At 60.4% G+C, this 17360-nt stretch carries 16 protein-coding genes and 1 other RNA gene; 11 read left to right on the top strand and 6 right to left on the bottom strand.

Annotation, left to right across the window (positions count from 1 at the left end; translation table 11 throughout):
* Positions 1-4: 4 nt before the first annotated feature.
* The 11 genes from QYH43_RS10640 to QYH43_RS10590 all read left to right on the top strand — a co-directional run bounded on the left by QYH43_RS10640 (position 5) and on the right by QYH43_RS10590 (position 11140).
* Entirely contained in the window at positions 5-190 is a 186-nt protein-coding gene (locus QYH43_RS10640) for a CcoQ/FixQ family Cbb3-type cytochrome c oxidase assembly chaperone (RefSeq protein ID WP_003175465.1), read from the top strand.
* Complete coding sequence (ccoP, locus tag QYH43_RS10635; RefSeq protein WP_095059415.1) at positions 187-1170, top strand: cytochrome-c oxidase, cbb3-type subunit III; 984 nt, start codon at positions 187-189, stop codon at positions 1168-1170. Before QYH43_RS10640 ends, ccoP begins: the two co-directional genes overlap by 4 nt.
* 230 nt (positions 1171-1400) lie before the next feature.
* Positions 1401-2399: a metallophosphoesterase gene (locus QYH43_RS10630; RefSeq protein WP_301157028.1), complete on the top strand. Its 999-nt coding sequence runs from the start codon at positions 1401-1403 to the stop codon at positions 2397-2399.
* 257 nt (positions 2400-2656) lie between these two features.
* Complete coding sequence (gene ccoG, locus QYH43_RS10625; protein WP_095059414.1) at positions 2657-4072, top strand: cytochrome c oxidase accessory protein CcoG; 1416 nt, start codon at positions 2657-2659, stop codon at positions 4070-4072.
* Between the two features lie 11 nt (positions 4073-4083).
* A complete protein-coding gene (locus tag QYH43_RS10620) occupies positions 4084-4623 on the top strand; it encodes a FixH family protein (RefSeq protein ID WP_095152677.1) in 540 nt (179 codons plus the stop codon).
* 110 nt (positions 4624-4733) lie between these two features.
* Complete coding sequence (locus QYH43_RS10615; protein ID WP_095059412.1) at positions 4734-7184, top strand: heavy metal translocating P-type ATPase; 2451 nt, start codon at positions 4734-4736, stop codon at positions 7182-7184.
* A 22-nt stretch (positions 7185-7206) separates the two neighbouring features.
* On the top strand, positions 7207-7425 hold the full coding sequence (gene ccoS, locus QYH43_RS10610; protein WP_019579896.1) for a cbb3-type cytochrome oxidase assembly protein CcoS: 219 nt from the start codon (positions 7207-7209) through the stop codon (positions 7423-7425).
* A complete protein-coding gene (locus QYH43_RS10605; protein ID WP_095059411.1) occupies positions 7418-8101 on the top strand; it encodes a sulfite exporter TauE/SafE family protein in 684 nt (227 codons plus the stop codon). Before ccoS ends, QYH43_RS10605 begins: the two co-directional genes overlap by 8 nt.
* Positions 8102-8304: 203 nt before the next feature.
* A complete protein-coding gene (gene hemN / locus QYH43_RS10600; RefSeq protein WP_095059441.1) occupies positions 8305-9687 on the top strand; it encodes an oxygen-independent coproporphyrinogen III oxidase in 1383 nt (460 codons plus the stop codon).
* Between the two features lie 90 nt (positions 9688-9777).
* Positions 9778-10512 carry a fumarate/nitrate reduction transcriptional regulator Fnr gene (gene fnr / locus QYH43_RS10595; RefSeq protein ID WP_095059410.1) on the top strand — a complete coding sequence of 245 codons (735 nt, stop codon included), beginning with the start codon at positions 9778-9780 and terminating at the stop codon, positions 10510-10512.
* A 79-nt stretch (positions 10513-10591) separates the two neighbouring features.
* A complete protein-coding gene (locus QYH43_RS10590; protein ID WP_003223345.1) occupies positions 10592-11140 on the top strand; it encodes an adenine phosphoribosyltransferase in 549 nt (182 codons plus the stop codon).
* 105 nt (positions 11141-11245) lie between these two features.
* Here QYH43_RS10590 and QYH43_RS10585 read toward each other — a convergent pair whose 3' ends face one another.
* From QYH43_RS10585 to ffs, 6 genes are all read right to left on the bottom strand, one after another.
* Positions 11246-12394: an acyl-CoA dehydrogenase family protein gene (locus tag QYH43_RS10585; protein WP_095059409.1), complete on the bottom strand. Its 1149-nt coding sequence runs from the start codon at positions 12392-12394 to the stop codon at positions 11246-11248.
* A gap of 107 nt (positions 12395-12501) precedes the next feature.
* Positions 12502-13104 (bottom strand): recombination mediator RecR, encoded by a 603-nt coding sequence (recR, locus tag QYH43_RS10580; protein WP_095059408.1) that lies wholly within the window; start codon positions 13102-13104, stop codon positions 12502-12504.
* A 62-nt stretch (positions 13105-13166) separates the two neighbouring features.
* Positions 13167-14201 (bottom strand): NADP-dependent oxidoreductase, encoded by a 1035-nt coding sequence (locus QYH43_RS10575; protein WP_301157027.1) that lies wholly within the window; start codon positions 14199-14201, stop codon positions 13167-13169.
* Between the two features lie 266 nt (positions 14202-14467).
* Positions 14468-14806 carry a YbaB/EbfC family nucleoid-associated protein gene (locus QYH43_RS10570; RefSeq protein WP_095059406.1) on the bottom strand — a complete coding sequence of 113 codons (339 nt, stop codon included), beginning with the start codon at positions 14804-14806 and terminating at the stop codon, positions 14468-14470.
* 67 nt (positions 14807-14873) lie between these two features.
* A complete protein-coding gene (gene dnaX / locus QYH43_RS10565) occupies positions 14874-16946 on the bottom strand; it encodes a DNA polymerase III subunit gamma/tau (RefSeq protein WP_095059405.1) in 2073 nt (690 codons plus the stop codon).
* A 316-nt stretch (positions 16947-17262) separates the two neighbouring features.
* An RNA gene (gene ffs, locus QYH43_RS10560) (signal recognition particle sRNA small type) lies at positions 17263-17359 on the bottom strand.
* Between the last annotated feature and the right edge of the window lies 1 nt (position 17360).

Raw genomic sequence — 17360 nt, 5'->3', positions numbered from 1 at the left:
TTAGATGGATATCGGGATGATTCGTGGCCTGGGCACCGTTGTTGTGATGGTGGCCTTCATCGGTCTGGCGCTGTGGGTATTCAGCCCCAAGCGCAAGTCGGAGTTTGAAGACGCGACCTTGCTGCCTTTCGCGGATGATCCCGAAGCCATCAAGCACGTCGAGCAAGCTTCTAGGAGTAACAAAGAATGACTACGTTCTGGAGTCTGTACGTCACAGTCCTCAGTCTGGGTACCATCTTCGCCCTGACCTGGCTGCTGCTGTCGACCCGTAAGGGGCAGCGCAGCGAACAGACAGATGAGACGGTTGGCCACTCCTTCGACGGGATCGAGGAGTACGACAACCCGCTGCCGAAATGGTGGTTCATGCTGTTCGTCGGCACCATCATCTTCGCACTGGGCTACCTGGCGCTGTATCCGGGCCTGGGTAACTGGAAAGGCCTGCTGCCGGGTTACGGCTACCTCGATAACGAGAAGCAGACCCCGTTCGCCAACGGCCAGAGCGGCTGGACTGGCGTTCACGAGTGGGAAAAGGAAATGGCCAAGTCGGACGCCAAGTTCGGTCCGATCTTCGCCAAATTCGCTGCCATGCCAATCGAAGAAGTGGCCAAGGATCCGCAAGCCTTGAAGATGGGTGGCCGCCTGTTCGCCTCCAACTGCTCGGTTTGCCACGGTTCCGACGCCAAGGGCGCTTATGGCTTCCCTAACCTGACCGACGCCGACTGGCGCTGGGGCGGCGACGCACAAGCCATCAAGACCACCATCTTGGGTGGCCGCCACGCGGTCATGCCGGCGTGGGCTGAAGTGATCGGCGAGCAAGGCGTTGCCGACGTGTCTGCGTTTGTCCTGACCAACCTCGATGGGCGCAAGCTGCCTGAAGGCGCCAAGGCTGATCCGGTTGCCGGCCAGAAGCTGTTCGCTGCCAACTGCGTCGCGTGCCACGGCCCACAAGGCAAAGGCACTCCGGCCATGGGCGCACCTGACCTGACTCACCCGGGCGCGTTCATCTACGGTTCGAGCTTCGCTCAACTGCAGCAGACCATCCGTTACGGCCGTCAGGGCCAGATGCCTGCGCAAGAAGCCATGCAAGGTAACGACAAGGTTCACCTGCTGGCCGCTTACGTCTACAGCCTGTCTCACGGTGAGAAAGCTGCGGCGGAAGATGCCAAATAAGGCAAACGCTTGAAGCAACAAAAAACGGCCCCGCCAGGTAACTGACGGGGCCGTTTTCATTTCCACCTGGAACTGGCTTTCAATTAATAAAACATTTATCGAACGCCACACCGAAACAAACACTATCAATACAAACACAACACACCCTAGCGCCTGCAAGCGCACACCCCTACAGTCAAATCCGCGGAATATCAGAAATAAAAACCCATTATTCATAGAAAAGGATTTCCATGAAAAACCCAATCAATTTGAAATTTTTACCCGTCTTGTTGTTTGCCTACGGCGTATCGATCATGCATTCATTTGCCGCAGATACACCTCCTGCCCACATCGTATTTGCTGCGAGCCCGAAATACCCTTCCAGTGAAACTTCCGACAACGGCGAATCAGAATCCACCGCCGATACGGAGACCCGCTCCCGATGGCTGATCGATGCGCAATACACCAGCATTGCCGATTTCCGCATGCAATCGGGCGGGCATGCCGCCGTTCCCGTCATGATCAACGGCGACCTGACCAGCACAGGCCAATCCAGTGAGCGCGCCTACATCAAAACGGTGTTGCAGAAGACACTGAACAACGTCTACGACTACGGCTTGGGCAATCACGATTACAACTTCAATGCCGGTAGTTGTTCCAGTTGCGCGGCCGGCAGTGTCGATGACCTCAAGGAACGTTACTGGGGAAAGGTCCAGAACATGGACCTTGCGGCCCAGGCCTCCGGTCTGACGAAAACCTGGTATGGAAGCCTCGCTTACTCCCGGGACTTCGGTGATGTTCACCTGATTCAGTTGCATAACCAGCCAACCTATTCGGTGAATTTTTCCACGCAGTCCTTATTCAACACGACAGCTTACGAAATCACTCCGTCCCTAGACTGGCTGGAACGTGATCTGCGGCAGGCGCGCTCACAAGGAAAAATCATTCTGCTGAATTTGCACCAGGCGTTTCACTGGCCAACCAGGGAGACTGAAATCATTCGTTTCAAAAAGCTGATTGATGATTATGGCGTCACCGCCGTGTTCTCCTCCGATGCGAACAAGCAGCACGGAATGTACCCGCCCAACTATATCTACGGCGATGTGCCGCTGTTCACGAGTGGCTCGGCAGCCCGAAAAACCTGGTTGTACGCAAAGATCTCTGACGACAGAACACAACTGACGGTCAATGTCGTCGCCGACAACGATTGGCGCAATCCTGTCGCCCGCCATACCATCGCCGTCAGGTAAGACGTCCAGCGACGCCAATGGATACCTGATTGGCGTCGTTACCTGCGGTTCGACGGCTATACTCGACAAGTCAATTGACCTGCATCATGTTTTGTTACATCTGCTACACCATCCATTGTTTTTCCCCAACGCGACCAAAGGTCGCACCCGCGAGCTAGAGCGACAGGCGTATCATTGCGCCACTGTAAGCCCCCTTTTTGACCGCGGTTGGCACGTACTGGCCGGGGCAATTTTTCCACTGCCGTGGGATGCAACTGATGAGCAACCAGATTCCGGTACACGACGTCACTCCACCCAACAAGAACGCGAACAACAGCGTCGATCTCTACGCCTCTCGGGAAAAAATCTACACCCGCGCCTTCACCGGCCTGTTCCGCAACCTGCGGATGACGGGTGGTGCCGTGCTGTTTCTGCTGTACTTCGGTACGGTCTGGCTGAACTGGGGTGGCCATCAAGCCGTCTGGTGGAACCTGCCGGAGCGCAAGTTCTTCATCTTCGGTGCAACCTTCTGGCCCCAGGACTTCATCCTGCTGTCCGGCATGCTGATCATCGCCGCGTTTGGCCTGTTCTTCATCACGGTGTACGCCGGGCGGGTCTGGTGTGGCTACACCTGCCCGCAAAGTGTGTGGACCTGGATCTTCATGTGGTGCGAAAAGGTCACCGAAGGCGACCGCAACCAGCGCATCAAACTCGACAAGGCGCCCATGAGCGCCAACAAGATAGTGCGCAAGCTCAGCAAGCACACAATGTGGCTGCTGATCGGCTTCGTGACCGGCATGACCTTCGTCGGCTATTTCTCGCCGATCCGCGAACTGGTGATCGAATTCTTCACCGGCCAGGCCGATGGCTGGTCGTACTTCTGGGTCGGTTTCTTCACCCTCGCCACCTATGGCAACGCGGGCTGGCTGCGTGAGCAGGTGTGCATCTACATGTGTCCGTACGCACGCTTCCAGAGCGTGATGTTCGACAAGGACACCCTGATCGTGTCCTACGACCCGCGCCGTGGCGAAAGCCGTGGCCCGCGCAAGAAAGGCATCGACTACAAGGCCCAGGGCCTGGGTGATTGCATCGATTGCACCATGTGCGTCCAGGTCTGCCCGACCGGTATCGACATCCGTGACGGCCTGCAAATCGAATGCATCGGTTGCGCCGCCTGCATCGATGCCTGCGACGCGATCATGGACAAGATGGAATACCCGCGCGGCCTCATCAGCTACACCACCGAACACAACCTGTCCGGGCAGAAAACCCATAAACTGCGTCCGCGCCTGATCGGCTATGCCGTGGTGTTGCTGGCGATGATCAGTTTGCTGGCCACGGCCTTCGTCATGCGTTCGCTGGTGGGTTTCGACGTCAGCAAGGACCGCGTGCTGTACCGCGAGAACGCCGAAGGCCGGATCGAAAACGTCTACAGCCTGAAAATCATGAACAAGGACCAGCGCGACCACACCTACATCCTCGAAGCCTCGGGCCTGCCGGATCTCAAAATGCAGGGCCGGCGCGAGATCAAGGTCGCGGCCGGCGAGATTGTCAGCCAGCCTGCCGAGTTGTCGGTCGCACCGGAAAAACTGCCGTCGAGCACCAACGAGGTGAAATTCATCCTCAAGGATGCCGATGACGACAGCGTCCACATTGAAGCCAAGAGCCGGTTCATCGGCCCACAAAATCGTTAAGAGAACTGATCATGCCCGCAGCAACTGCCGCAAGTCCCTGGTACAAGCACCTCTGGCCGTGGATCATCATCGGGATCCTGGCCTGCTCGGTGACCCTGACCTTGTCCATGGTGACCATTGCGGTGAATAACCCGGACAACCTGGTCAACGACAACTATTACGAAGCCGGCAAAGGCATCAACCGCTCCCTCGACCGTGAACTGCTGGCACAGACCCTGCTGATGCGCGCCAGCGTGCACCTGGATGGCGTGACCGGCGAAGTCGACCTGCACCTGAGCGGCAACAGCCAGCCCAAAACCCTGGAACTCAACCTGATTTCGCCGACCCAGCCAGAGAAGGATCGCAAGATCATCCTGACCCGCAGTGAAACCGAACAGGGCCGTTACATCGGCCAGTTGAGCGACAAGATCGAAGGCCGTCGCTTTATCGAATTGCTCGGTACCCAGGACGACCATATCTGGCGCATGTTCGAAGAAGAGCTGGTCAGCCATGACAAGGATCTGTTGCTCGGTGACGAACCCCTTCAGGGCGCCGAAGACCTGAAGAAATAAAGCCGCGCTTCGCGCATCGCCGGCAAGCCGGCTCCTACAGAATCACGCGAACTCTGTAGGAGCCGGCTTGCCGGCGATGAGGCCCTCCTGAACGATGTAGACTCCACTTCATGACCACCCCAACCCCCTGCTACCACTGCGCCCTGCCCGTCCCGGCCGGCAGCCGCTTCACCGCCGTCGTGTTCGGGCAGGCCCGCGAATTCTGCTGCCCGGGTTGCCAGGCCGTGGCCGAAGCCATTGTTGCCGGCGGCCTGGAAAGCTATTATCAGCACCGCAGCGAAGCCTCGGCCAACCCACAGGCATTGCCGGTGCAACTGGTGGACGAGCTGGCGCTGTACGACCGCGCCGACGTGCAAAAGCCCTTTGTCCGCCACGAAGGCGAACTCGCTGAAACCACCCTGCTGATGGAAGGCATCAGTTGCGCCGCCTGCGGCTGGCTGATCGAGAAGCACCTGCGCACCTTGCCGGCCGTCGCCGAAGCACGCTTGAACCTGTCCAACCATCGCCTGCATGTACGCTGGACCGACGCGCAACTCCCCCTGAGCCAGATCCTCAGCGAGCTGCGTCACATCGGTTACGCCGCCCACCCCTACCAGGCCGACCGCGCCAGTGAACAACTGGCCAGCGAAAACCGCCTGGCCCTGCGTCAACTCGGGGTGGCCGGGTTGTTGTGGTTCCAGGCGATGATGGCGACCATGGCCACCTGGCCGGAATTCAACATCGACCTCAGCCCGGAATTGCACACGATCCTGCGCTGGGTCGCGCTGTTCCTCACCACGCCGATTGTGTTCTACAGCTGCGCGCCGTTCTTCAAGGGCGCCATGCGCGACTTGCGCACCCGCCATCTCACGATGGACGTTTCGGTGTCGCTGGCCATCGGCAGCGCCTACATTGCGGGGATCTGGACCTCGATCACCGGGGTCGGCGAGCTGTATTTCGACGCCGTGGGCATGTTCGCGCTGTTCCTGCTGGCCGGGCGCTACCTGGAGCGTCGCGCCCGTGAACGCACCGCCGCCGCCACGGCGCAACTGGTGAATCTGCTGCCCGCCTCGTGCCTGCGCCTGAGCTCCGACGGCCAGAGCGAGCGCATCCTGCTCAGCGAATTGCGCGTGGGAGATCAGGTGCTGGTGCATCCGGGCGCCATTCTGCCGGCCGACGGCAAGATCATCGATGGCCAATCCAGTGTCGACGAGTCACTGCTGACTGGCGAATACCTGCCGCAGCCTCGGACCCTCGGTGACTCGGTCACTGCCGGCACCCTGAACGTAGAAGGCGCTCTGACGGTCGAGGTCCAGGCGCTCGGCCAGGACACACGCCTGTCGGCCATCGTCCGCTTGCTGGATCGCGCTCAGGCGGAAAAACCACGACTGGCGGAAATCGCCGACCGCGCCGCGCAATGGTTTCTGTTGTTGTCGCTGATTGCCGCTGCCGCCATTGGCCTGTTGTGGTGGGAACTGGATGCCTCGCGGGCATTCTGGATTGTGTTGGCCATGCTGGTCGCGACCTGTCCGTGCGCGTTGTCGCTGGCCACGCCGACCGCCCTCACAGCCGCTACCGGCACCCTGCACAAACTCGGTTTATTGCTGACTCGTGGCCATGTGCTCGAAGGCCTGAACCAGATCGACACAGTGATTTTCGACAAGACCGGCACCCTGACCGAAGGTCGCCTGGCACTGCGCGCCATCCGGCCACTCGGCGCACTCGACAGCGATCAGTGCCTGAGTCTGGCCGCCGCGCTGGAAAACCGCTCAGAACACCCGATTGCCCGTGCGTTCGGCCGCGCGCCAACGGCCGCCGAAGAAGTTCACAGCACGCCGGGGCTGGGCCTCGAAGGCCTGGTGGACGGGCAACGCCTGCGTATCGGCCAACCCGGTTTTGTCTGCGAACTCAGCGGCGCCGACGAACCAGCGATGCCGGACGAAGCGGGCCAATGGCTGCTGCTCGGCGATAGCCACGGTCCACTGGCGTGGTTCGTTCTCGATGACCGCTTGCGTGCCGACGCCCCCGCACTGCTGGCGGCGTGCAAGGCGCGTGGCTGGCGTACGCTGCTGCTTTCTGGCGACAGTTCGCCGATGGTCGCCAGTGTCGCCGCCGAGCTCGGCATTGATGAAGCTCGGGGCGGATTGCGCCCGGACGACAAACTGCAAGTCCTGCAACAGCTGCACAAGGAAGGTCGCAAGGTGTTGATGCTCGGCGACGGGGTCAACGATGTGCCGGTGCTGGCGGCTGCCGACATCAGCGTTGCCATGGGTTCGGCCACCGACCTGGCGAAAACCAGCGCCGACGCCGTGCTGTTGTCCAACCGTCTCGATGCCCTGGTGCAAGCGTTCAGCCTGGCACGGCGCACCCGTCGGGTCATCATCGAGAACCTTCTTTGGGCCGCGCTGTACAATGGCCTCATGTTGCCGTTCGCGGCCCTCGGCTGGATCACGCCAGTGTGGGCTGCGGTCGGCATGTCCATCAGTTCGTTGACCGTGGTACTGAACGCCCTGCGCCTGACTCGCCTGCCGAGTGCGCCGGTAACCCAGGCCACGCCAGAAACCCGTCCGTTGCCGGCCTGAGCCGCGCGGGCATGGAGTCCAGATGCCAGCTCTTTACGTGATGATCCCGGCCGCACTGCTGATCGTGGCCATCGCCGTCTACATCTTCTTCTGGGCGGTCGACAGCGGCCAGTACGACGACCTCGACGGCCCGGCCCACAGCATCCTGTTCGACGACCAGGACCCGAAGCACACCGCTGCCGTCGATGAGGCCAGCGGTCACCCGGCCAAACCGGACGACAAGGCACCGCCCCATGCTTGAACTGGCGCCACTGCTGGTGTCGGCGGTGATCCTCGGTTTGCTCGGCGGCGGCCATTGCCTTGGCATGTGCGGCGGTTTGATGGGCGCCTTGACCCTGGCGATCCCCAAGGAACAGCGCAGTCGGCGCTTTCGCCTGCTGCTGGCCTACAACCTGGGACGAATTCTGAGTTATGCCACCGCCGGATTGTTGATCGGTCTGGCAGGCTGGGCGCTGGCCAACAGTCCGGCGGCGATGTTCCTGCGCGTTCTCGCCGGACTGCTATTGATCGCCATGGGCCTGTACCTCGCCGGATGGTGGAGTGGACTGACCCGCATCGAAAGCCTTGGTCGCGGGCTGTGGCGACACATCCAGCCCGTGGCCAACAAGTTGCTGCCAGTCTCAAGCATTCCCCGCGCACTGTTGCTGGGCGCTCTGTGGGGTTGGCTGCCTTGCGGCCTGGTTTACAGCACCCTGTTGTGGTCAGCCAGCCAGGGCAATGCGCTGGACAGCGCGTTGTTGATGCTCGCGTTCGGGCTCGGCACGTGGCCGGTGTTGCTGGCGACAGGCCTTGCCGCCGAAAGGGTGACGGCACTGTTGCGCAAACGCAGCGTGCGCATGACCGGTGGGTTGCTGGTGATGCTGTTCGGCATCTGGACATTGCCAGGCCCACATCAGCATTGGTTGATGGGGCACTGATTGTGGTGAGGGGGCTTGTCCCCGTTGGGCTGCGCAGCAGGCCCATCTCTTTGGGGCCGCTACGCGCCCCAGCGGGAGCAAGCTCCCTCGCCACAAAAACCCATCACAGCCAATAACCACTCTTGATGCAAATCAAGATGCCCTCACCCGCCTGCGCATAAAGTGAGCAGCATTGCCAGCCTATCCGGGGGAATGCCCGCATGATGCTCGACGCCATTCGTTGGGACACCGATCTGATCCGCCGTTATGACCTGGCGGGACCCCGCTACACCTCATACCCCACTGCCGTGCAATTCCACAGCCAGGTCGGCACCTTCGATCTGTTCCACGCCTTGCGCGACAGCCGCAAGGCCCTGCGTCCGCTGTCGCTGTATGTGCACGTGCCGTTTTGCGCGAACATTTGCTACTACTGCGGCTGCAACAAAGTCGTCACCAAGGACCGCGGCCGCGCACTGCCTTACCTGCAACGTCTGGAGCACGAAATCCAGTTGATCGCCTGCCACCTCGACCCCACGCAAAAAGTCGAGCAACTGCACTTCGGTGGCGGCACGCCAACCTTTCTCAGCCACGACGAACTGCGTCAGTTGATGGCGCACCTGCGCAAGCACTTCAACTTGCTGGACGACGACTCCGGCGACTACGGCATCGAAATCGACCCTCGCGAGGCCGACTGGTCGACCATGGGCCTGTTGCGCGAACTGGGTTTCAACCGGGTCAGCATCGGCGTGCAAGACCTTGATCCGGCCGTGCAGCGAGCGGTCAATCGCCTGCAAAGCCTGGAAGAAACCCGCGCGGTGATCGACGCTGCTCGCACCTTGCAGTTTCGCTCGATCAACATTGACTTGATCTACGGCCTGCCGAGACAGACGCCGGATAATTTTGCCCGTACCGTCGAAGAAGTGATCAGTCTGCAACCGGACCGGTTGTCGGTGTTCAACTACGCGCACCTGCCGGAACGCTTCATGCCGCAACGGCGCATCAACAGCGACGAGCTGCCGACGCCCAGCCAGAAACTGGAAATGCTGCAACGCACCATCGAACAACTGACCGCTGCCGGTTACCGCTACATCGGCATGGACCATTTCGCCCTGCCCGACGATGAGCTGGCGATCGCCCAGGAAGAATCAACCCTGCAACGCAACTTCCAGGGCTACACCACCCACGGTCATTGCGACCTGATCGGCCTCGGCGTATCGGCGATCAGCCAGATCGGCGACCTGTATTGCCAGAACAACAGCGACCTGAACCAATACCAGAACGCCCTCGCCTCGTCGCAGCTGGCCACCAGCCGCGGACTGCTGTGCAATGCCGACGACCGTTTGCGGCGCGCAGTCATTCAGCAACTGATGTGCCACTTCAACCTGGAATTTTCCGACATCGAGCAGGCGTTCAACATCGACTTCCAGGGTTATTTCGGTGAACTCTGGCCCCAGTTGCAGGAAATGGCCAAGGACGGGTTGATCGAGCTGGATCGCGACAGAATCACCATCCTGCCCGCCGGCCGGCTGTTGGCGCGATCGGTGTGCATGGTCTTCGACGCGTACCTGGAGCAACACAGTCGCCAACGTTTTTCACGGGTAATCTAATTCTGCAAGCAAGCGCCACAGACTGGCCTCGATATCCTTGGGTGGGTTACCCTTACGCCTTATGTGTGATTTCCCACAAGGATTGAAGAAATGTCCGAGCCAGTAAAACTGCGCACACACAATCAGGCCCACTGCAAGGATTGCAGCCTGGCCCCTCTGTGCCTGCCACTTTCGTTGAATCTGGAAGACATGGATGCACTGGACGAAATCGTCAAACGTGGCCGGCCGCTGAAAAAGGGCGAATTTCTGTTTCGTCAGGGCGATACCTTCGATTCTGTCTACGCCGTCCGTTCCGGCGCGCTCAAAACCTTCAGCCTGAGCGACACCGGTGAAGAACAGCTCACCGGCTTCCACCTGCCCAGCGAACTGGTCGGTCTGTCGGGCATGGACACGGAAAAACATCCAGTGTCTGCCCAGGCGCTGGAAACCACTTCCGTGTGTGAAATCCCGTTCGAGCGCCTCGATGAACTGGCCCTGCAACTGCCGCAACTGCGTCGTCAGTTGATGCGCGTGATGAGCCGTGAAATCCGCGATGATCAGCAGATGATGCTGCTGCTGTCGAAAAAAACCGCCGACGAACGCATCGCCACGTTCCTGGTCAATCTCTCGGCCCGCTTCCGTGCGCGAGGGTTTTCGGCCAATCAGTTCCGCCTGAGTATGTCGCGCAACGAAATCGGCAACTACCTGGGCCTGGCCGTCGAGACGGTGTCCCGCGTCTTTACCCGATTCCAGCAGAACGAACTGATCGCGGCCGAAGGCAAGGAAATACACATCCTTGACCCGATCCAGCTGTGCGCGCTGGCCGGTGGTTCGCTGGAAAGCTGATACAAACCATTGCGGCTGAGCGAAACGGCTCAGCCGCCGTTATACTGCGTCGTTTGCAGCCTGCCAGGACACCTCGACGATGGTCTTCGACTCCTTCGACATCAAATCCCTCATCCGCCCTGTCATCGACTTCCCGAAACCGGGCGTGATCTTTCGCGACATCACCCCCCTGTTCCAGTCGCCGAAAGCCCTGCGCCTGGTGATGGACAGTTTCGCCCATCGTTACGTCGAGGCTGACTTCACCCACATCGGCGCCATGGATGCCCGCGGCTTCCTGATCGGTTCGGTATTGGCCTATCAACTGAACAAGCCGCTGGTGCTGTTCCGCAAACAAGGCAAGCTGCCCGCCGACGTGCTGGCCGAGGGTTACGCGACCGAATACGGTGAGGCCTTCCTGGAGGTGCACGCTGACAGCCTGTGCGAAGGTGATTCGGTAGTGATGTTCGATGACCTGATCGCCACCGGCGGCACGCTGATTGCCGCGGCCAACCTGATCCGCCGCATGGGCGCGCGGGTGCATGAGGCGGCGGCAATCATTGATCTGCCAGAGCTGGGTGGTTCGCAGCGTCTGGAAGACATGGGCATTCCGACGTTCTGCCTGACGCAGTTTGCCCTTACCGACAAGTAAGCGGCGCCTGTACTGACGCCTCGCCGGCAAGCCGGCTCCTACAGTCGAGCGCGTCTTGTAGGAGCTGGCTTGCCAGCGATGGCGTCGGTCGCCGCACTGCAAAACTCAAAGCCCCATCTGCTTGCTGATGATCTCGTTCATCACTTCCCGCGTCCCGCCCCCGATGGACAGAATCCGGTTATCGCGATACAGCCGCTCCACCAGGTTTTCACGCATGTAACCCAAACCGCCCAGAATCTGCACCGCATCGTTGACGATCCGGTCCGCCGTGTCCGTCGCGAAATTCTTGGCCATGGAAATCTCCTTGATCACACTCTGACCTGCCGCCATTTTCGCCGCCTGCCGGTAAGTGAACTCCCGGGACACCTCCAGCGCCGTGGCCATTTCGGCAAGGCGATGCTTGATCACTTGAAACTTGCCGATGGGTTTGCCGAAGGCTTCACGCTCTCTGGCCCATTTCAGGCTCTCTTCCAGAGCAAGCTGCGCAGTCATGTTGGCCATCAGCGCCAAGGCCAGCCGTTCACTCTGAAAGTTGCCCATGATGCAGGCGAACCCCATGTTCTCGGCACCGATCAGGTTTGCTGCGGGTACCCGGCAATCGTCGAAAAACAGTTCGGCCGTGTCCGACGCCCACCAGCCCATTTTCTTCAACGGCCGCCCCACGGTGAATCCGGGAGTGCCCTTCTCGATCAATAACAGACTGATGCCAGCAAAACCCGGCTCACCGGTTCGCACCGCGACGGTGTAGTAATCCGCACGGACGCCGCTGGTAATAAAGGTTTTACTGCCACTGACCCGATAGAAATCGCCGTCACGCACGGCACGGGTTTGCAGGTTGGCGACATCGGAGCCGCCACCGGGCTCGGTGACCGCCAGGGCGCTGATCTTCTCGCCGGCCAGCACCTGTGGCACCACACGCTCACGAACGTCAGGTCTGGCCCATTTGAGAATCGGCGGTAAACCGATATCGAGCGATCCGAGGCCTGCCACCAGGCCTCCAGAGCCACAACGCATCAGCTCTTCGCTGGCGGCGACCTTGGCGAACAGATCGCCTTCATGGCTGCCGCCCAGCGCCTCCGGGTAGCCGATGCCGAGAATCCCTGCGGCGCCAGCCTTGAGGTAGAGCTCACGGGGGAAGCCTTCAGCTTCTTCCCACTGGTCGATGTCCGGAAGAATTTCGCGCTCGACGAAACGCCTGACGCTGTCGCGGACCAATTGGTGGCTGGGATCGAAGTATTCCTGAAAGGCAGGCATCGGCGAGCTCCACTGAAGGGTTCAGCGAAGTTAACCGAGCGCTTGCTTGGTTTTCAAGCAATGAATCCGAGTATCAAAAGATCGGAGGCTGCGATCTTTTGCTTTAGTCAGAGACTGATCGGCTTACGCCCCGCAAACGAATGCGCCAACGTCCCGCCATCCACCAGCTCCAGCTCACCACCCAGCGGCACGCCATGGGCGATGCGCGATGCAATCAGGCCTTTGCTGCTGAGCAATTGGGCGATGTAATGCGCCGTCGCCTCGCCTTCCACAGTCGGGTTGGTCGCGAGAATGACTTCGGCAAATGTACCGGCCTCTTCGATCCGCGCCATCAGCTGTGGGATACCGATAGCGTCTGGCCCCAGCCCGTCCAGTGGCGACAGGTGACCCTTGAGCACGAAGTAGCGCCCACGGAAACCGGTCTGTTCGACCGCATAGACGTCCATCGGGCCTTCCACTACGCAAAGCACGGTGTCGTCGCGACGAGTGTCGGCGCATTGCGGGCAAAGGTCATCTTCGGTCAACGTGCGACACAATCGGCAGTGACCGACCCCTTCCATGGCCTGGCTCAACGCCAGCGCCAGTCGCGAGCCACCGCTGCGATCACGTTCGAGCAACTGCAATGCCATGCGCTGGGCAGTTTTCTGACCCACACCAGGCAGAATTCGCAGGGCGTCGATCAGTTGGCGAATCAAAGGGCTGAAGCTCATGGTGGAAAAGTCCGACAAAACAACGAGACGCGGTTTATACCCGCGCCTCGAATGAGCGTCAATCAGTCCTGGGCGACGCGCACCACCAGCTTGCCGAAGTTGCGTCCTTCCAGCAGGCCGATGAATGCCTCGGGAGCGTTCTCCAGACCGTCGACCACGTCTTCGCGGAACTTCACCTTGCCATCACGCACCCATGGCGCCATTGCGCTGATGAACTCCGGCTGACGGTCACCGTAATCGTCGAACACGATAAAACCCTGGATTCGCACACGCTTGGTCAACAGCGTGCGCTGCAACAGTGGCAGACGATCCGGACCGCTCGGCGCTTCATGGGCGTTGTAGGAAGCGATCAAACCACACAGCGGAATCCGTGCCTTGGGGTTGAGCAATGGCACCACCGCATCGAACACCTTGCCGCCGACGTTTTCGTAGTAGATATCGATGCCCTTGGGGCACGCCTGCGCCAGTTCATCGGCGAAGTCCGGGCTCTTGTGGTCGATGCAGGCATCGAAGCCCAGGTCCTCAACCACATAGCGGCACTTGTCCACACCACCCGCCACGCCGACTACCCGCAGGCCTTTGATCTTCGCTACCTGGCCGACCACAGAACCCACAGCACCGGAAGCTGCCGCGACCACCAGCGTCTCACCGGACTTGGGCTGCCCGATGTCCATCAGGCCCATGTAGGCGGTCATGCCCGGCATGCCCAGCACACCCAAGGCCAATGAGGCGCTGGGCAATCCGTTCGGAACGGGAATGATACTGCGACCGTCATTGATGCTATGGCTCTGCCAGCCTGTGGCGCCCACGACCAGATCGCCTTCCTGAAACTTGGGATTGAGCGAACGCTCGACCCGGCTGACAGCGCCACCGGTCATCACCCCGCCGATTTCCACCGGGGCGGCGTAGGACGGCGCATCACTCATGCGTCCACGCATGTAGGGATCCAGCGACAGGTAGACGGTCTTGAGCAGCACCTCGCCATCGGCCAGGTCCGGCAACGCCACCCGCTCCAGACGAAAATTCTCCGGCGTCGGCGCGCCTGCCGGGCGCGAGGCAAGGACGATGCGTTGATTGAGGGTCATGGGGTCGGACATGGTGGCGTCTCCTTTGATCGATGAGTGACTATAGGGGAGCAGACCTTTGTGGCGGTGTGGCGTTCGATGTTTCTTCTGGAACCGAGTCGACTCCATCGCGAGCAGGCTCGCTCCCACATGGGATCTATGCCGTATACAAATCCAATGTGGGAGCGAGCCTGCTCGCGAAGCGATCTCACAGAGACTGTCATCCCAAATGCAGATACAAAAATGCCAGGCGCAATGCCTGGCATTTTTTTGTAGCCCATCCGACGCGTTTTAGCGAATCAGAACGGCAGTTTCATGCCTGGCGGCAGTTGCATGCCAGCGGTCACGCTGCCCATTTTGTCCTGGCTGTTGGCTTCGATCTTGCGCACGGCGTCGTTGACGGCGGATGCGATGACCGCTTCCAGCATTTCCTTGTCGTCTTCGCTCATGCCTTCTACCAAGCTTGGGTCGATGGTCACGCTTTTAACGTCGTGACGACCGGTCATGACCACAGTGACCATATCGCCACCGGCCTTACCGATGACTTCGGCGTTGGCCAGTTCTTCCTGCATCTTGGCCATTTTTTCCTGCATCTGCTGTGCCTGCTTCATCAGGCCGGCCATGCCACCTTTCATCATGGGAATCACCTCAAAAGTACTTGGATCAAAACGGCGCCCGGCCTGTTCGGCCGAGCGCCTTCAGTTATTAGCCCTGAGTGACCAGGACGTCGACAGGTTCAATAGTATCGTTTCGGACCACCGCACCGAACTGCTGCATCATCTGCTGGATGAACGGATCACCGTGGATCGATTCCTCCGCCTCGCGCTGACGGTTGGCGCGGCGGCGCGAAGCCGCTTGCGCCGGGGTTTCCTGCTCAGGCTTGATCAGCTCGATGCTCAGGGTCAGCGTGCGTTGATGATACTGATTCAACGCATCGTTCAGGCGACGCTGCTGAGTGGCGTTGAACAAGGCGCTGTGGGCCGGGTCCAGGTGCATCAGCCAGCTATCGCCTTCCACCGAGATCAGCGTGCAGTTGGCGGCGATGCTGCCGGTCATGCCGGAGATCGGCAGTTTCGGAAACAGTTCCAGCCATTGCAGGGCCAGGCCGGTGGCCGGCATCGCTGCAGGTTCAGGCTCGGGTTCCGGTGCCGGCTCGGCGGCGTGTTCGCTGGCCAGGTCATCCAGATAACTGTAAGCCGAATCCATGTCCGGCTCGATGTAGTCCTCGTCCAGCGGCGGCTCGTCGTCCGCATCCATGCCAGGCGTCGCGGCATCGACCTCGGCCACCGATGGCTCGGGAATCGGCGCGGCAGCCCACTCAGGCGCCTCCGGCACCACGCTGTCCGGCGTCGGCAGCGGCATCGGCGGCAGCTCGGGTTGCTCGCTGGCGGTTTCCAGCACCGGTTCAATGGCGGGTTGCTGAACGGGCGCGGTCTCTACCGGGTCATTCCATGGCAGATCGATGACTTCTTCGACCTCGACGGGTTCTGGCTCAGCAACAACCTGCGGCGCAACGGGCACAGGCACAGGTTCAGGGACCGGTGCGGGCGCAACCACAGGCGCTGGAGACGGTGCCACCGGTGCAGCCGCCACCGGCGCAATAACCGGTGAGGCAGCCACTGATTTGGCGGAATCAACCGTGGCCTGGCTGATCCCCACTGGCTTTAGTGGCTGTCTCGGTGCGTCGGCGGTATCGGCGGGCCGGAATGCAAGCATCCGCAGCAGGACCATTTCGAAACCACCGCGAGGGTCCGGCGCCAGCGGCAAATCGCGGCGGCCGATCAAGCCCATCTGGTAATAGAACTGCACGTCTTCGGCCGGCAACGCCTGAGCCAGCGCCAGCACCCGGTCACGATCGCCGTGACCATTGTCGACGCCTTCAGGCAAGGCCTGGGCGATGGCGACACGATGCAGCACGTTGAGAATTTCCGAGAGCACGCCGCTCCAGTCCGGGCCTTGTTCGGCCAGATGACGGACAGCTTCGAGCAACGCCTTGGCGTCACCTTCGATCAACGCGTGCAAAACGTCGTAGACCTGACCGTGATCGAGCGTACCGAGCATCGCCCGCACGTCGGCGGCCATGACCTTGCCTTCACCGAAAGCGATGGCCTGGTCGGTCAGGCTCATGGCATCGCGCATCGAACCGTCGGCGGCACGACCCAGCAGCCACAGTGCATCGTCTTCGAACGGCACGTTCTCGACACCCAGCACATGGGTCAAATGCTCGACCACCCGTTCCGGCGTCATGTTCTTCAGGGAGAACTGCAGACAACGCGACAGAATCGTTGCGGGAAGTTTCTGCGGATCAGTGGTCGCCAGGATGAACTTGACGTAGGGTGGCGGCTCCTCAAGGGTTTTGAGCAGCGCGTTGAAGGAATGGCTCGAGAGCATGTGCACTTCGTCGATCAGGTAGACCTTGAAGCGCCCACGGCTCGGGGCATATTGCACGTTATCGAGCAACTCACGGGTGTCTTCGACCTTGGTGCGGCTCGCGGCGTCGATCTCGATCAGGTCGACGAAGCGGCCTTCATCGATCTCGCGACAAACCGAACATTCGCCACACGGCGTGGACGTAATACCCGTTTCACAGTTCAGGCATTTGGCGATGATCCGTGCGATGGTGGTCTTGCCGACCCCACGCGTACCGGTAAACAAGTAGGCGTGATGCAGCCGCTGGCTGTCCAAGGCATTGATCAGAGCCTTGAGCACATGGGTCTGGCCGACCATTTCGCGGAACGAGCGCGGACGCCATTTACGTGCAAGAACCTGATAACTCATCGAAAACCGTCGCAGCGAAGGAAGCAGAAGCGGCTAATGCTAGCGGAGCAAGGCACAAATTGCATCCGGTGTGCTCGTCTATTCTGGTCAAGCTGTAATTTGCAGGCCTTTAACTGAGCGTTTATGCGGTCAGCCTTGGGGGGCACTGCTGTTGATCAGCCTGGCTACCCAGGTCGGCGTCGCGATTGGGCCTTAGCAGCCGACAAAAAACGCGCACAGCAAAATACCGCCGCTGGACAGGATCCATGGCAGACAGATTAAAAGTATTGTTTCGATAGACGCGCGAGCGAGGACTCACAAGGCGTTAAGGTGGTAACCCCACCAGCCACACCCCGGCACACAATGTTCCCGCTGTGGCTGCTGCCTTCCGGCTCTGACCAGGTTCACGGGTAATCGTTGCGGGGGGACCGATGG

The organism is Pseudomonas sp. C32, assembly GCF_030417915.1.
Classification (GTDB): domain Bacteria; phylum Pseudomonadota; class Gammaproteobacteria; order Pseudomonadales; family Pseudomonadaceae; genus Aquipseudomonas.
This window is presented reverse-complemented; position numbering and strand designations above follow the sequence as displayed.

Coding starts and splice junctions, on each gene's coding strand:
- hemN (WP_095059441.1), top strand. CDS start 8,305: ATGCTCGACGCCATTCGTTGGGACACCGATCTGATCCGCCGTTATGAC.
- ccoG (WP_095059414.1), top strand. CDS start 2,657: ATGAGCAACCAGATTCCGGTACACGACGTCACTCCACCCAACAAGAAC.
- dnaX (WP_095059405.1), bottom strand. CDS start 16,946: ATGAGTTATCAGGTTCTTGCACGTAAATGGCGTCCGCGCTCGTTCCGC.
- QYH43_RS10570 (WP_095059406.1), bottom strand. CDS start 14,806: ATGATGAAAGGTGGCATGGCCGGCCTGATGAAGCAGGCACAGCAGATG.
- QYH43_RS10620 (WP_095152677.1), top strand. CDS start 4,084: ATGCCCGCAGCAACTGCCGCAAGTCCCTGGTACAAGCACCTCTGGCCG.
- QYH43_RS10630 (WP_301157028.1), top strand. CDS start 1,401: ATGAAAAACCCAATCAATTTGAAATTTTTACCCGTCTTGTTGTTTGCC.
- QYH43_RS10615 (WP_095059412.1), top strand. CDS start 4,734: ATGACCACCCCAACCCCCTGCTACCACTGCGCCCTGCCCGTCCCGGCC.
- QYH43_RS10605 (WP_095059411.1), top strand. CDS start 7,418: ATGCTTGAACTGGCGCCACTGCTGGTGTCGGCGGTGATCCTCGGTTTG.
- QYH43_RS10590 (WP_003223345.1), top strand. CDS start 10,592: ATGGTCTTCGACTCCTTCGACATCAAATCCCTCATCCGCCCTGTCATC.
- QYH43_RS10585 (WP_095059409.1), bottom strand. CDS start 12,394: ATGCCTGCCTTTCAGGAATACTTCGATCCCAGCCACCAATTGGTCCGC.
- QYH43_RS10575 (WP_301157027.1), bottom strand. CDS start 14,201: ATGTCCGACCCCATGACCCTCAATCAACGCATCGTCCTTGCCTCGCGC.
- ccoP (WP_095059415.1), top strand. CDS start 187: ATGACTACGTTCTGGAGTCTGTACGTCACAGTCCTCAGTCTGGGTACC.
- recR (WP_095059408.1), bottom strand. CDS start 13,104: ATGAGCTTCAGCCCTTTGATTCGCCAACTGATCGACGCCCTGCGAATT.
- fnr (WP_095059410.1), top strand. CDS start 9,778: ATGTCCGAGCCAGTAAAACTGCGCACACACAATCAGGCCCACTGCAAG.
- QYH43_RS10640 (WP_003175465.1), top strand. CDS start 5: ATGGATATCGGGATGATTCGTGGCCTGGGCACCGTTGTTGTGATGGTG.
- ccoS (WP_019579896.1), top strand. CDS start 7,207: ATGCCAGCTCTTTACGTGATGATCCCGGCCGCACTGCTGATCGTGGCC.